The organism is Algoriphagus ratkowskyi (assembly GCF_002150505.1).
Taxonomy (GTDB): Bacteria; Bacteroidota; Bacteroidia; order Cytophagales; family Cyclobacteriaceae; genus Algoriphagus; species Algoriphagus ratkowskyi.
The window spans coordinates 76,758-91,132 of record NZ_MSSV01000004.1 but is presented as its reverse complement, the minus strand read 5'-3'; the positions used below and the strand labels follow the sequence as shown (position 1 = coordinate 91,132).

Sequence of the window (14,375 nt, the reverse complement as noted above, 5' to 3'; positions counted from 1 at the left end):
ATCGCAGCAAAAAAAAAGAGCCACTAAGGCTCTAAATTGTTAACTGAATCAATAACTCTCCTTCTCATTTGGAAAGTCTTTGTTCTTCACGTCTTTGATGTATTGCCCAAATGCCTCCATCATGATCCCTTCGAGGTCGGCATATTGCCTTAAAAATCTCGGCTTAAATTCCTGAGTTATCCCAAGCATATCATGCATCACTAGGACCTGACCATCCACGCCTCCACCCGCACCAATTCCAATCACAGGAATTGCTACAGTCTCAGCTACTTGTTTCGCAAGATCAGCGGGAATTTTCTCTACTACTATCGCAAAGCATCCCAATTCCTCCAAAAGCTTTGCATCTTCCAGAAGTTTCAAAGCCTCTGATTCCTCCTTGGCCCGAACGGTATACGTTCCAAACTTATAAATCGACTGAGGAGTCAATCCCAAATGCCCCATGACTGGAACACCCGCACTAAGAATTCTGGCTACAGATTCTTTGATCTCTGATCCTCCTTCTACCTTCACCGCATGAGCGCCAGATTCCTTCATGATTCTGATCGTAGAGCGGAGCGCCTCAGAGCTATTGCCCTGATAGCTTCCAAAGGGAATATCCACCACCACAAATGATCTGCTTACCGCTCTCACTACAGAGGAGGCGTGGTAGATCATCTGATCTAATGTGATAGGTAACGTAGTCTCATGACCAGCCATGACATTGGAAGCAGAATCACCAACCAGGATTATATCAATTCCAGCAGCATCTACGATTTTGGCCATTGAATAATCGTAAGCTGTGAGCATGGAAATCTTCTCTCCACGGTCTTTCATCTCTTGAAGGATGTGCGTGGTAATTCGTTTGACGTTTGCAGACGAGTGTACAGACATATTTTTAATGTAGGTGAACGAAGTAGTTGTCTCCTGAGAAATCTACTTTGATGTGTTCATTAAGTGTAGTAGAAAGTTCGAAGCCTGTGTAATCAGGCCTAACTGGAAATAGACCATGACTGCGATTCACCAGCACAGCGATTTCCATTTTGTATAGCTCCTCATCCAAAAATGGCTTCATAGCATATACCAATGTTTTTCCAGTGTTGAGTACATCGTCCACTAAGATCAATGTTTTTCCTTGTAAGTCTATATCTCGAGTTAGCTTTACCTCTTCCGAAGCTATATGTACTTTGTCCAGTATAACTTCAGTTTGCTCTATAGATAGTGGTGATATTGCTTTTAGTTCGGCGGCTAGCAGGTCGGAAAGAATTCTTCCCATCCCAGAAATCCCCGCAAGTACAACACCTTTTGAGTTGAGATTTCTCTCATAAATCTCATAGGCCATTCGGGTGATTTTCTTTTTTATCTGTTGGTGATTGAGTACTTCGCTCATGGTGTCTTTCATATGATTATAATTTGATTTTATAGGCCATATGGAATCTCGCTTGGTTTATAACCATCCAAATTTGTGAAGTATTCCGTCATGCTCGATTTCAAAAATGAAAATTAGGCCAATTCTACTTGGATTCAAAATCAAGGACTAGCCTTATCTATAGTCATCTTCCTCATTGAGTATATTGATATAGCTTTCGTAGCGATAGGGATGGATATAACCCGCCTCCACTTTCTCCAAAACCACACAACCTGGCTCATTCAAGTGCTGGCAATTATTGTATTTGCATTGACCTAGGTATTTTCTCATTTCTGGAAAATAATGTGAAAGCTCATTATCCTCAATTTCCAAAATCCCAAACTCCTTGATCCCGGGAGTATCGATCAGGTCTCCGCCATTTTCTAAAGCAAATAGCTCCGCAAATGTGGTGGTATGTACTCCTTTGGATGTAAATCCAGAAACCTCTTTAGTATGTTGGTCAGCTTCTGGAACCAGCGCATTGAGCAAGGTGGATTTTCCTACTCCGGAATGCCCGGAAATCAAGGTTGATTTCCCTGCTAGAACTGAATCGAATTTATCCTTCAAATTCTCTTCTTTCAATGCAGACACTTCTAGCACTTTGTATCCGAGCGGCTCATATATTTCATGAATATCGAGAAGCCAATCGTCTGCTTTTTCACCCGACATTTGATCCATTTTATTCACTACCAAAATGGCTGGTATCCTAAAACTCTCTGTACTTACCAAAAACCTATCAATGAAACCCAGAGATGTTCTCGGGCTTTTCATAGTGATCACTAAGATTGCTTGATCTAGATTACTTGCGATAATATGGGAAAAATGCTGCTTTCGAGTGGACTTTCGAATCACATAGTTTTCTCGGGGAAGTATATCTGAAATCACCGCAGTATCCTGATTCAACTCTTTCTCCAACTCAACCCAATCCCCCACGGCAATAGGATTAGTCAACTTCATGTCATCCAGCTTAAATTTCCCTTTCAAACGGGAAGCTACAACTTCTCCATCTGTCTGTACCAAATACCAACTTCCGGTAGATTTTATGACTCTTCCTTTCATATTATTAATTTTTTCCGAAGATCTTCCCCTCGATAGTTACCGAAGCTATCGGCTGGAATCCCGTATGTCTTGAAATCAATTCTACTCATGCCTTCGGCCATTTTCTTGAGTTAGACACTAGTTCCTCCACTTTATTCACAATTCTTTCAGCTGCTCCTATGTTCATATTAACCCACGTTTTTGCAGCTTCCGCACTTTTGTAGTAAAAATCTGGATGTTCTAATTTCTCGAATATTAACTTCAAATTCGCTTCGTCGCTCACTTCAAATCCACAACCGTTTTTTTGACTTTCTGCTGCCTCAGGGAATTTCGCTGTTTTTTCCAGTTTACCAAAGATCACGGGAATTCCAAATCCCAAAGGCTCCAAAATATTATGCAGTCCTTTGCCTAAACCTCCACCCACATAGGCAACCTTAGCAAATTGATACAATGAACTTAGCATTCCTATATTGTCGATAAAAATCACATCCGGTGATAGATCAGAATCCCACTGAGAATACCTGGAAGATTTTAATTCCAAGAGATCAGACCATCGCATCATCGGCTCAGGACTGATATCATGCGGCGCGATGATCCATCGATATTCTGGGTTGGCATTCATTACCGGAATTAACAATTCCATGTCTTCCTGCCATACCGATCCAGCTACAAGGGTTGGCTTTTCTCCTACCCATTTTGCCAAGGCAGGAAATTCCTTGAAATTATTTGCTGTCTCCGCTACTCGATCAAATCGAGTATCCCCTGCTACACAAGTTTGCTGATAATTAATTGATTTTAGCAGGTCGACCGTAGGTTGATTTTGAGTGAAAATATAATCGAATTGAAATACGATCTGCCTGAAAAAACCATCTCTTTTAAAGTAAATCTGATCTGGTCGAAATGCTGCTGAAAATAAAAAAAGTAGCGTATTTCTGGCTTTCACAGCCATAATATGATGATACCAAAGATCATATTTTACAAAAAAAACAAGATCAGGATTAAGTGTTCTGACAAATTCCTCTGCCTGGTGCTTACTATCCAGAGGTAAATAGGTGATAAAATCTACTTGAGCCTGTGGCTTCTTAATAGCGTGATCATAACCTGATGGGCTGAAAAAACTTACAGCTATAAGTTTGGCAGGGTTCTCTCTCTTCAATTCCGCGATGACTGGTCTGGCTTGCTCATATTCTCCTAAAGATGCGACGTGAAACCACGCCAAACTCCCAGGATATTTTACTCTAAACGCCTTTAAACTCTGAAATAGATTTTTCCTGCTTGAAGTGAAATGCCGTATTTTGGGAATAAAAAGAGCCCCTAAGAGCAAAAGCATTCTTGCAAAAAATATCCCTACTCTATAAATCCATTTCATTCCTCAAAAGTAGCTATTTGACTGGAATTTGTTTTATTCGCAATTAATTCCGCTGGAGGAGACTTGAAAAAAATCAGGTTTTATGGATATTTGGAAAAAACACCAACGCTGCTGTGTATTTCCATACAAATTTTGGTACTTTCAAATCCATCGTTTTTTTATTAAGGTAGTGTGTTTGGTAAAGCGCTTAAGTGATATGATTAGAGTTTTATTTGTTTGTCTTGGCAATATTTGCCGTTCGCCTTTAGCTGAAGCTATTTTTACTCAAAAGGTGAAAACAGCTAATATGCAAACTAGATTTAAGACTGATAGTGCTGGCACTTCTGACTTCCATATTGGTGAATTGCCTGATGACCGCACTATAAAATGCGCTACCAAATACAGTCTCCCACTGAAGCATCGTGCAAGGCAAGTTAATCGTACAGATTTTAGAGATTTCGATTATATCATAGCGATGGATGAAAATAATCTGCGAACCCTAAATAACCTGAAAGTTCGCTATGGTTTTGCAGATAAAGAGATTCACCTGATGCGGGATTTTATAGCTGAAACAATGGGAATGCCAGTTCCTGACCCTTATTACGGAGGTGAAGAAGGCTTCGAAGAAATTTATCATATTTTAGATGAAGCACTTGAAAGCTTCTTGACGCAGGTGAAATCCACTCACCAGATTTATGTTTGATTTGCAAATCATCACATAACAGGTACTTTTTTAAAATGTGAATCAAATACTTTATTTAGCTAGCCACAGCAACAACAAAGACATTCATTCTTATAATAAAAGAGATTTTCATCTAAGGCTTTGTGGCAAGGCCTACTTCACTAAGAAATATATTTATCTTCAATTAGTAAAATAGGCCCGCTACCAGCTATAATTAGCCGAGGTTCAACGATACTTTCTCTCCAGTTTTTACTGCTTTAAATATCGCATCGATGATTTTCATATCTTTCACTCCTTCTTCGCCATTTACTGGCACTTCCGGTTTTTTCCCGTCAAAAATAATCGCCGCCATCTCATCCATCTGAACAGTCTGATGAGTAACAATTGGCTCAGAAAGAGGCCCTTTATGGGTTTCTCCTTTGATAGGTCCGTAACCTGTTGATGGCTGCATTTCTGCCCAACCTTTGCTCCCATTCAGATAAAACTTATCCAGGTTATTCATGTAATACGTCGATAGACATGAAGCTGTAGCTCCACTTGCAAAACCAAATTGGAAAGTGATGGTCTCGTCAATACCTTCTATGAATTTGTCAGGATTGCTTTTTGTCTCTTGCGCTGTCACCCAGATAGGCTCTTCCCCAATCATATACCTTGCCCCATTGATCGCATATATACCAATATCCATCATTGCTCCTCCTCCTGATAGCGCTGGGTTTAATCTCCACTGCGTGGGGTCACCTATCACAAATCCGCACAAACCCTGAAAAAATCGAATATCTCCAAATTCTCCGGCTTTCCTCATTCTTATCACTTCCAGTGTATTTGGTTCGAAGTGCATTCGGTAACCTATCAGCAGCTGGACGCCTGCAGCTTTGCAGGCATCTACCATTGCCTGTCCATCTGCCGCGTTGACAGCCATAGGTTTCTCGCAGATCGCATGCTTCCCTGCTTTGGCCACCCGAATCACCTGATCTTTGTGCTGCGCATTTGGCGTGATCACATACACGGCATCAATATCTGGGTTATCTTTTATAGCATCAAAATTTTCGTAGTTGTAGCAATTTTTGGCAGGTATATTATACTTCGATTTCCAATCTTCTACTTTAGAAGGCGTTCCACTGATTACTCCTACTAGTTTGGTTCGAGCGCACTTCTGTATCGCTTCAGCAACTCGTGTACCATAGCTTCCCAAGCCCATGATGGCCACTCGAAGCGTTTTTGTGTCTTTGGATAAAGTTAATGAATCGGTCATAGCAGCAAGTGGGTTAAAAGCAGGAACGGATAATGCTATAGCAGAAAGACTGGCCTTTTGCAAAAATATTCTTCTGGTCTTCATAAGGAAAGGATTAGGTATTGAGAGCTTGTATGCCTGAAAATATTCATTTTTTATTTAATGTCATTACTAGATCCGGTAGAACTTTCTGTCAACATGCTATTTTACGCGGCGAACTATCTGTATGGTATTTCTTGTATTTTGCTCGATCAAAACTTCAAACCCATCCAGCAAAGCTGGAATAGTATCATGATCTGGATGAAGAACGGTAAGTAGTTCGAGCCCTTCATTGTATCGAACTTCGAAATCTCCTTTTAGATGCTCCAGCAATTGCTCCAATTTGAACAATTGGGAATCGATAACTATAGAAATCGTGATTGCAGAAGTCTGAAGCATATTCACTCGCAATTTCAACCCTTGCAACTGCTCATAGACGAGGTGAATATGTTTTTCTTCTATAAACGTAAAGTCTGTCACTTTCAAACTCACAAGAATCTGGTCTTTCTTCAAAATGAAAGTAGGGATGGATTCTGTCTTTGCTAAGGAATGAATCTTCGTTCCAGATTCATTTGGATTAAGAAAAGACTTGACAAAAAGAGGAATGCCAGCATTTGCTAAGGGTTTGATAGTCTTGGGGTGAATCACTGAGGCCCCATAAAATGTCATTTGAGCAGCTTGCTCATAATCTAGCTCCTGAAAAAGAGTGGTATCCTTGAAAATCTTGGGATCAGCATTCAAAACTCCTGGCACATCTTTCCAGATGGTTACCGAGCCTGCATCGAGGCTAGCTGCCAAAATCGCAGCAGTGAAATCCGACCCTTCTCTTCCCAATGTAGTTGGTCTACCCGTACTATCTGCTCCAATAAATCCCTGAGTCAACACAGGGAATTGCTCGAGCTTAGGCTTGAGTTGAGATTGGCAATTCCGACGTGTTCTCACCCAATCAATTTTTGCGAAGCGAAAATCGCTATCGGTACTTATTAGCTCCCGGGCATCCTGCCATAAGATTAGCATGCCCTGAGAGCATAAAAACTCCATCACAATGCGCGAAGAGAGCAATTCCCCAAAACCAATTATCCGATCGTAATACTCATCGTAGTTATGCTTGGAAATAGGCTTGTTGAGTTCATGATGGAGAAGGATGAAGTAGTTCTCTATTTTAGGGAAAATCACATGTTCATCCGGGAAAAGTGCTCTGCAAATCTCCAAATGAAACTCCTTTAAAATTGCACTATTTTCAGAATATTCCTGTCCATTTAATTTTAATGAAAGTAAAGTTTCCAGCTGATTTGTAGTTTTCCCCATCGCAGAAACCACTATTACAAAATTATTTCGCAATCGATTACGAAGAATTTCAGCTAGGTTTTGTATTGCAAGCGCATCTTTTACTGATGCACCCCCAAATTTGTAAATCTGAGTTTTTGTCATGAAAATATTTACCTATTTTTCAAAAGTGTTAAACCATCAATTGAACTATTCCAATACATGAAAATCTTACCTTATCAGCCAGATCACAGAGGACTGGCTTACTCCGTCGGCACTACCTTAGACCGATTTATCAAGCTCAAACAAAGCGACTTTCCTTTTGCCTCTGGTGAACTCTCCCAACTTCTCCGAGATATAGCTCTCGCTGCCAAGATAGTAAATCGTGAAACCACTCGTGCTGGACTTTCTAATATCGGAGGAGCTATTGGCCAAGTCAATGTCCAAGGTGAAGAGCAGCAAAAGCTGGACGTCATTGCCAACATTCGATTTATGCGAGCATTAAGCAAAGGAGGCGAAGTCTGTGCCATTGTTTCGGAAGAAGAGGATTCTGTCATTGATTTGCAAAATAGCTTTGGCAAATATGTAGTAGCTATAGACCCGCTAGATGGAAGCTCGAATATCGATGTAAACATCAGTATCGGTACAATTTTCTCGATCTACCGAAGAATAACCCCAGCTGGTAGCCCAATTCAGCTAGAAGACATCATGCAGGCTGGAACGGAGCAAGTAGCAGCCGGATATGTGCTCTACGGCTCCTCCACTATGCTAGTTTACACCACTGGATGCGGTGTGAATGGCTTCACATATGAGCCATCACTAGGGGAGTTTTTCCTATCACATCCGGACATCAAAGCACCCAAAAATGGGGAAATCTACTCGGTAAATGAAGGAACTCAAAGAGAATGGGAGCAAGGAATATTAGCATATGTTGATCAATGCAAGGACAGGGGATATTCTGCTCGATATATTGGATCCCTAGTCGCTGATTTTCACAGAAACCTACTGAAAGGTGGAATCTACCTATATCCAGCAACCAAAAAGAACCCGTCTGGCAAACTTCGACTTCTTTACGAGGCAAATGCTTTGGCACTGATAGCTGAGCAAGCAGGCGCACTTGCTACAGATGGAACTCAACGGATTTTGGAAATCTTACCTACCGACCTTCACCAGAGAACTCCACTATTTATCGGCTCTGCTGATATGGTGAAAGAAGCAGAATCTATGATCTCCGCCTCAGTATAAAAAGCTATTCCTAATGTAGCTCGTGTAAAAAAGTTTAAGAATTGACAGATGTGCTTTATCTTGTGCCCAGATTTTAAACAAACTATGAAAAATATCAATCGCTACCTACTTCTCGCAGTTGGAGCTTCCGCTTGGGCCTCTTGTACTCCAAAAGAAACAGAAGTTGCTGTCGAACCTATCGATGAGACGTATGCTGTTCAGACGGAGTCAATGCTGATCAATGTGGACACGTTATACACTGAATTTGAAAACCCTTGGGGAATGACTTGGCTTTCTGACGGTAAAATGCTTGTTACGGAGAAAAAAGGAGAAGTCCTTATTTTCAAAGACGATCAATTCACGGGTGAAAAAATCCAAGGTCTTCCTGAGTTCTGGACTAAAGGTCAATCTGGACTTTTGGATATTATCGCTCACCCTAAGTATGCTGAAAATGGCTGGATTTATATTTCTTATGGAAAACCAATGCCAGACAGTACTTCTACTACTGTTGTGATGAGGTTCAAACTTGACGGAAATAATGCTGTCAATCAAGAAGAAATTATCCAATCAATTCCTGCCTGGAAAAGTAACCAACACTACGGTAGCCGAATTGTATTTGATAATGACGGCTACCTATACTATTCTAGCGGAGAGCGAGGAAATAAGCCTACTAATGCACAGGATTTGACAAACTCTCATGGCAAAATCCATCGTATCCACGACGATGGAAAAATTCCGTCAGACAATCCTTTTGTAGGCACCGAAGGAGCTGTTGCTTCGATTTGGACTTATGGTAACAGAAACCCTCAAGGCTTGTATTTCGACAAAGAAAACAACCTTCTTTACGAAAGCGAACATGGTCCACAAGGCGGTGATGAGCTCAACTTACTAGAAAAAGGCAAAAACTACGGTTGGCCAGTGATCACTTGGGGTATTGGATACGACGATAAGCCGGTTTCTGACATTCAGGAAAAAGAAGGAATGGAGCAACCGTTGACTTATTACGTTCCTTCTATTGCTACTGCAGGAATGACAATGGTCACTTCAGATAAGTATCCAGCTTGGAAAGGCGATATCCTTATTGGCGCCTTGAAAAAGATGCACATTAATCGCGTAGATATGAATGGTGCAGTTGCTGGAAATCAAGAAGTGATGCTTCAGGATATTGGACGTGTGCGTCAGGTTTCACAGAGTCCTGATGGTTATATCTATGCCATCACAGAAGGTACAGGATTGATGGTGAAATTGATTCCGATTAGATAAAACCTGGGTAAAATAAAGTAAAAGCCACTTTTGATCATTCAAAAGTGGCTTTTACTTTTTGTACACCTTAGCAATCTTCCATCTAGATCTGAGAAATAAATATTTGGAATAAAGTAATGTTACCAATCCTGCTTCGCGAGAAGCAGGATAACTCTGTATTTTCTGCGTTAAACTCCCCGTGCTTTGCGGTTAAAAAAACCTAAACAAAATCCACATCCACATTGAAGGGATATTTCATCAAAAACTGCAGGGCATCTTCTATTTCTAAATCCTCGAAAAGCACGCGATACAGATTTTCTGTGATTGGAGCTCGCAGATCGGCAGTTTCCAGAAATGCTTTGATAATTCTCACCGTATTGATACCCTCTGCCACTTCGTCCATGTCTGCTAGAATTGCAGTAAGTGTTTCTCCTTTGGCTAGTCTATATCCCACCGTGAAATTCCTAGAGTGAATCGAGTTACACGTAGTAACCAAATCACCAATACCCGCTAGCCCCATTACAGATTTAATGCTTCCTCCAAGGGCATTACCTAAGTGAATCATCTCTACCATTCCGCGGCTGATCAATAACCCTTTTGCATTTTCGCCCAGGCCTAATCCTGCCAACGCTCCTGAAGCAATGGCAATGATATTTTTGAGCACACCACTGATTTCTACCCCAATAATGTCCGAATTTCCATAAACTTGGAATTTCTCAGATCTCAGTAAACTTTGTCCTTCCATAATCACCTCATTGTACTTACTGGCGATTACGGTAGCTGCTGGCTGACCTTGTGCTAGTTCTTTAGAAATATTTGGCCCCGCTAAACAACCTACTCTAACAGCGACAGTTTCTTGCAGAATCACTTCGCTCATGGTCAGAATTTGACTTCGCTTAATTTTCTTGACGTTTTCGAGCGTTTCTCCAGATTCCAGATTAAGACAAAGTCCTTTTGTGCCATGTATAATCAAATGATATGGAAAGAGAAAAGGCGCAAAAATCTTAACCACTTGTTGAAAACCCGATGAAGGAATCATGAAAAACAATACGTCACAGCTTTTACAAAGGTGTTCAGGATCATTTGAAGCGATTATATTTTCACTCAATGCTTTCCCTTGAGCTGAATGATTAGAATTAATCTCATCCACCACTTCTTGCTTTCGAGCATATACCATTACAGGGTTTTTGGCTGCAAGAATATTCGCTATTGCTGCACCAAAACTTCCTACTCCGACAACTCCGATATACTTGGGTTTAGAAGAGTTTTTCGAGTCCATATCCTGTTAATCTATTGTGATAAAAATAAAGTAAACTCATGTCGTCCGTGCCTATATCTCCACTATTATCCTGAATAATTGGTCGCTTTGAATGATACATCCCCACATTGTCAATTCCATTCTTGATGATTTCATCCATTCCCTTCGAAAGATGTGGCGCAGTATTAATTAAACCTTGAGACTTTAGCTCATGGATTTTATCCAAAACTAGCTGGCAATTCTCTTTAAATTCCTCGTATGGAATAGTGATATCTTCCTGTGGAGTCCTGAGCAAATCAAATAGATCAAGTTTTCTATTTTGTTTTTTGATGATTTCAAATGCAGTAAATGCTACCAAATGGGAATTAAAAACACGGTTGATAATATGGAATTCCTCAACGATACGCTTGCCAAGCATATTCGTGTATTCCTCCTCCCGCTGATTATCTATGGTCACTTTTCCTCCAGACACAAAGTAATCCCGCGTATTGATCAAACGACCTTTCTTATCCAAACTATTTCCAACCACATCGACATAATTCCCAAGCACATCCATCGCTTTTCCTACAGATACTGAGATGTCTGAACCCTTGGTGAAAAATTTGACAAGGAATTTTGAAATCTTATACGAATTCGAAAACTCATCATTTTCCTTATAATATCGCTCTTGGCCAGTGATACTCAAATGGTCCCGGATCAAACTTGGTGCCTCTAGCACAAAATGATAATTGATTGTAACCGGCACAATAAAAATCTTCCCCGAAATATCATTTAATCCATTTTCAAAATTTGCACGCTGAGCCTCTATTGCGGTACTGAGTAGTCCTAGCTTCAGTCTCGATTCGATCATTCCGCTTCGAGATCTTGTCCCTCCGGGAAAAAACAAAGAATGGCATCCAAACTGAATTGCTTCCTTGGAATAGGTTTTCAGAGTCTCGAGATACATCAGGTTCTTCTTTCTTCTATCCACCTTATATGCCCCAAGGGAATTCATGAAGTAAGCGAATATGGAAATATTGAACAGATTTAATCCCGCGCCATAGATAAACGGAGGTAAACCCAATACGGAAATCACCCAACCGATCAAGATGCTATCAAGATTGCTGAAGTGTGTAGGAACCATCACCACTGTGCCTTTGGTAGCCAGATCACGCAAATGATCCGTTTCTCCAGTGATTTGGATTTTATCCTGCAGCGTGTACTGATTGCTAAAAATAGATTTGAAACCTTTCACTCGAGCAGCATTCAGCAAGCGTGAAAACCCGTAAGTGACTACAGACCTTGTGAATTTATAATGCGTTGCCTTGAAATTACTGGCGATCTCCTCTGCATATCGAGCTGTGATACTATTTAAAATTGACTTGTATTCCTGAAGTTTCTTGATTTTATTTCTTCCAGCTTCAGTACTTATCTGAACCAAGGATGATTTCACACCACTCCAAAAGGACTCATCATCATCTGGATCAACAACCCAGGGATTCTGCTTGATTCGGAGTTTTTCCCTATAAAGTGTCGTCTCTAATTCTTCTTTAAGAATATCAGGGTTGTTGCTAGTGAGCTTGAGAATCCTGTCTTCTGAAAGATCAGCGACTTTTTTCACAAACTCCTTCCGCTCTCTTGCCAGCTTCACTACTGGCCATTCGTCTTTGCTAGGATGAATTGGCTCGTACTTATGTTTGATATATTTCTCCTCCAAGTGGATGTTTTTTATTAGAAGTCAGTTCAAAGATAGTGAAAAAGCCCCTCTCTCAAGAAACCAGTCACCACGAAGAATCAATCAACTTTAACCTTTTTCTTAACCAAAACAGCCACAACAGCCGATGTAGCAATCCCCATAATCAATGCTCCAGCCACGGATTGTATTATATAGCTTTTCAGATTAAAGTATGACTCTGCATCCTCGCGTGTCATTTCTCCCTGATCTACAGCATAGTTAATAATATTGGTAAAATAGTCCGGCGTGATAAATTCGCTGATGATGTATTGGGAAAGTGGACTTAGGATAGCAACAATAAGCGTTATACCCAGGCCGGACATGAACCCTTGGTAATAGCTGATCACTCCATGATAGAAATTTTTTCGCTTGTCGAGCAACGCAAAAACATAAATTGCAATAGAAGGAATCGCTACCAAATTAGTCATCGTGGCATGATCAGCGATCTTATCATCATGCCATCCCATAGCTTTTTCAAACACCATCCATACCATCATCATGCCCACAAAGATCAATGCCCACTTGATTTCAATCTTTATGTTTTTCATAAGTTCTTGGCTTTGTTGTTCATAATCATATCTACAAAATACATAATTCTATAAAATCGACAGCATTTTCGACAGATTGAATCACCTAGCTCCTCAATCCCTTGTCCATGAGAGAAAGGGTAGTATTTTTACAGCATCAAAGACCGAATGAAACCAGACCTTAAGCAAATACAAGTTCCCATAGAAAACGAAATGGCTCAGTTTGAACTGAAATTTCGAGACTCTATGAAATCTAAGGTCAAACTCCTCGACCATATTACCAATTACATTGTCAAGCGCAAAGGAAAACAGATGCGTCCAATGTTTGTATTCTTGACGGCGGGAGTTTGTGGGGGAATCAATGATGCTACACATCGAGGTGCCGCCCTGATAGAATTACTGCACACAGCTACGCTTGTACATGACGATGTAGTGGATGACGCCAACTACCGACGTGGATTTTTCTCGGTCAACGCACTTTGGAAAAATAAAATCTCAGTACTGGTTGGAGATTACCTCCTATCACGCGGCCTACTTTTAAGTGTGGAAAACGGGGACTTCAGCTTGCTAAAAATAGTATCAAATGCAGTAAAGGAAATGTCTGAAGGCGAATTACTGCAAATCGCAAAAGCGAGAAAACTCGACATCACAGAGGAAGTTTATTACGATATTATCCGACAAAAAACTGCCAGTTTACTAGCTTCATGTTGTGCCGTAGGTGCTTCAAGTACCGATAGTAACCTCGAAACAATCGAAAAAATGCGCGAGTTTGGAGAAAAAGTCGGCATGGCATTTCAGATCAAAGATGACCTTTTTGACTACGGTGAAGATGAAATTGGCAAACCTGTTGGTATTGACATCAAAGAGAAGAAAATGACACTCCCTCTTATTTTTGCTTTGCAAAAAGCCGAATGGTTGGAGAAAAAGAAGATCATTAACTTGATCCGAAATCACAGCGAAAACAAGAAGGCTGTCAATCAAGTGATCAGTTTTGTAAAGAAAAGTGGGGGGCTTGAATATGCTAAAACTATCATGGACAGCTATTACGAGGAAGCACTCGATATTCTAAAAACCTTCCCGGAATCTGCCTACAAAACATCTCTGGAAGGATTGGTGAGCTATACGATTGAGAGGAAGAAGTAGAGTCCTTTGATGGGCAGATGCTTTAAATTAGTCGAGTAAATCTCGTTGATATATGGGGTGGGGCTGGAAGACGGGAGACCGATGTAATTTCAATGCTTGTGTTCAGCGATAAATAAATTGCTCTCCAACAATTAACAATAAAGTTCGACACCTTTCAGGGTCGCTGTGCTAATTGTCACTGCTTTTTCCCATGGGTTGCACCCATGGCTATTCAAGGTTTGATCCTTTCAGGATCAAAATAAATAATGTTATACGATTCCAATAGATTTTTATTTGATC

The 14,375-nt window shown here is 40.6% G+C and carries 13 protein-coding genes; 4 read left to right on the top strand and 9 right to left on the bottom strand.

Annotation, left to right across the window (positions count from 1 at the left end):
• Window positions 1-48: 48 nt before the first annotated feature.
• The 4 genes from panB to BVH02_RS05850 all read right to left on the bottom strand — a co-directional run bounded on the left by panB (window position 49) and on the right by BVH02_RS05850 (window position 3,791).
• Window positions 49-870 carry a 3-methyl-2-oxobutanoate hydroxymethyltransferase gene (panB, locus tag BVH02_RS05865; RefSeq protein ID WP_086500120.1) on the bottom strand — a complete coding sequence of 274 codons (822 nt, stop codon included), beginning with the start codon at window positions 868-870 and terminating at the stop codon, window positions 49-51.
• A 4-nt stretch (window positions 871-874) separates the two neighbouring features.
• Entirely contained in the window at window positions 875-1,378 is a 504-nt protein-coding gene (locus BVH02_RS05860) for a phosphoribosyltransferase family protein (protein WP_086500117.1), read from the bottom strand.
• A 141-nt stretch (window positions 1,379-1,519) separates the two neighbouring features.
• Window positions 1,520-2,443, bottom strand: a complete 924-nt coding sequence (gene rsgA, locus BVH02_RS05855; protein ID WP_086500111.1) for a ribosome small subunit-dependent GTPase A — start codon at window positions 2,441-2,443, stop codon at window positions 1,520-1,522.
• Between the two features lie 85 nt (window positions 2,444-2,528).
• Window positions 2,529-3,791, bottom strand: a complete 1,263-nt coding sequence (locus BVH02_RS05850) for a 3-deoxy-D-manno-octulosonic acid transferase (protein WP_086500109.1) — start codon at window positions 3,789-3,791, stop codon at window positions 2,529-2,531.
• Window positions 3,792-3,873: 82 nt separating this feature from the next.
• On the opposite strand from BVH02_RS05850, the gene BVH02_RS05845 reads away from it, so the two are divergent.
• Window positions 3,874-4,473 (top strand): low molecular weight protein-tyrosine-phosphatase, encoded by a 600-nt coding sequence (locus BVH02_RS05845; RefSeq protein WP_317045416.1) that lies wholly within the window; start codon window positions 3,874-3,876, stop codon window positions 4,471-4,473.
• A 193-nt stretch (window positions 4,474-4,666) separates the two neighbouring features.
• Here the strand turns inward: BVH02_RS05845 and BVH02_RS05840 are convergent, their stop codons facing one another.
• Window positions 4,667-5,788 (bottom strand): Gfo/Idh/MocA family protein, encoded by a 1,122-nt coding sequence (locus BVH02_RS05840; RefSeq protein WP_086500105.1) that lies wholly within the window; start codon window positions 5,786-5,788, stop codon window positions 4,667-4,669.
• 96 nt (window positions 5,789-5,884) lie between these two features.
• Window positions 5,885-7,153: an aspartate kinase gene (locus tag BVH02_RS05835; RefSeq protein ID WP_086500103.1), complete on the bottom strand. Its 1,269-nt coding sequence runs from the start codon at window positions 7,151-7,153 to the stop codon at window positions 5,885-5,887.
• A gap of 57 nt (window positions 7,154-7,210) precedes the next feature.
• On the opposite strand from BVH02_RS05835, the gene fbp reads away from it, so the two are divergent.
• Together fbp and BVH02_RS05825 are read left to right on the top strand one after the other, a co-directional pair.
• Window positions 7,211-8,233, top strand: a complete 1,023-nt coding sequence (gene fbp, locus BVH02_RS05830) for a class 1 fructose-bisphosphatase (RefSeq protein ID WP_086500100.1) — start codon at window positions 7,211-7,213, stop codon at window positions 8,231-8,233.
• Window positions 8,234-8,317: 84 nt separating this feature from the next.
• Window positions 8,318-9,475 (top strand): PQQ-dependent sugar dehydrogenase, encoded by a 1,158-nt coding sequence (locus BVH02_RS05825; protein WP_086500098.1) that lies wholly within the window; start codon window positions 8,318-8,320, stop codon window positions 9,473-9,475.
• A 199-nt stretch (window positions 9,476-9,674) separates the two neighbouring features.
• Here the strand turns inward: BVH02_RS05825 and BVH02_RS05820 are convergent, their stop codons facing one another.
• The 3 genes from BVH02_RS05820 to BVH02_RS05810 all read right to left on the bottom strand — a co-directional run bounded on the left by BVH02_RS05820 (window position 9,675) and on the right by BVH02_RS05810 (window position 12,974).
• Window positions 9,675-10,733, bottom strand: a complete 1,059-nt coding sequence (locus BVH02_RS05820; RefSeq protein ID WP_086500093.1) for an NAD(P)H-dependent glycerol-3-phosphate dehydrogenase — start codon at window positions 10,731-10,733, stop codon at window positions 9,675-9,677.
• Window positions 10,711-12,408 carry a 1-acyl-sn-glycerol-3-phosphate acyltransferase gene (locus BVH02_RS05815; RefSeq protein ID WP_086500091.1) on the bottom strand — a complete coding sequence of 566 codons (1,698 nt, stop codon included), beginning with the start codon at window positions 12,406-12,408 and terminating at the stop codon, window positions 10,711-10,713. The genes BVH02_RS05820 and BVH02_RS05815 overlap by 23 nt, the downstream gene beginning before the upstream one ends.
• Before the next feature lie 77 nt (window positions 12,409-12,485).
• Window positions 12,486-12,974, bottom strand: a complete 489-nt coding sequence (locus tag BVH02_RS05810) for a DUF4199 domain-containing protein (protein WP_086500087.1) — start codon at window positions 12,972-12,974, stop codon at window positions 12,486-12,488.
• Between the two features lie 147 nt (window positions 12,975-13,121).
• On the opposite strand from BVH02_RS05810, the gene BVH02_RS05805 reads away from it, so the two are divergent.
• Window positions 13,122-14,096, top strand: a complete 975-nt coding sequence (locus BVH02_RS05805; protein WP_086500083.1) for a polyprenyl synthetase family protein — start codon at window positions 13,122-13,124, stop codon at window positions 14,094-14,096.
• The last annotated feature ends 279 nt before the right edge of the window (window positions 14,097-14,375 follow it).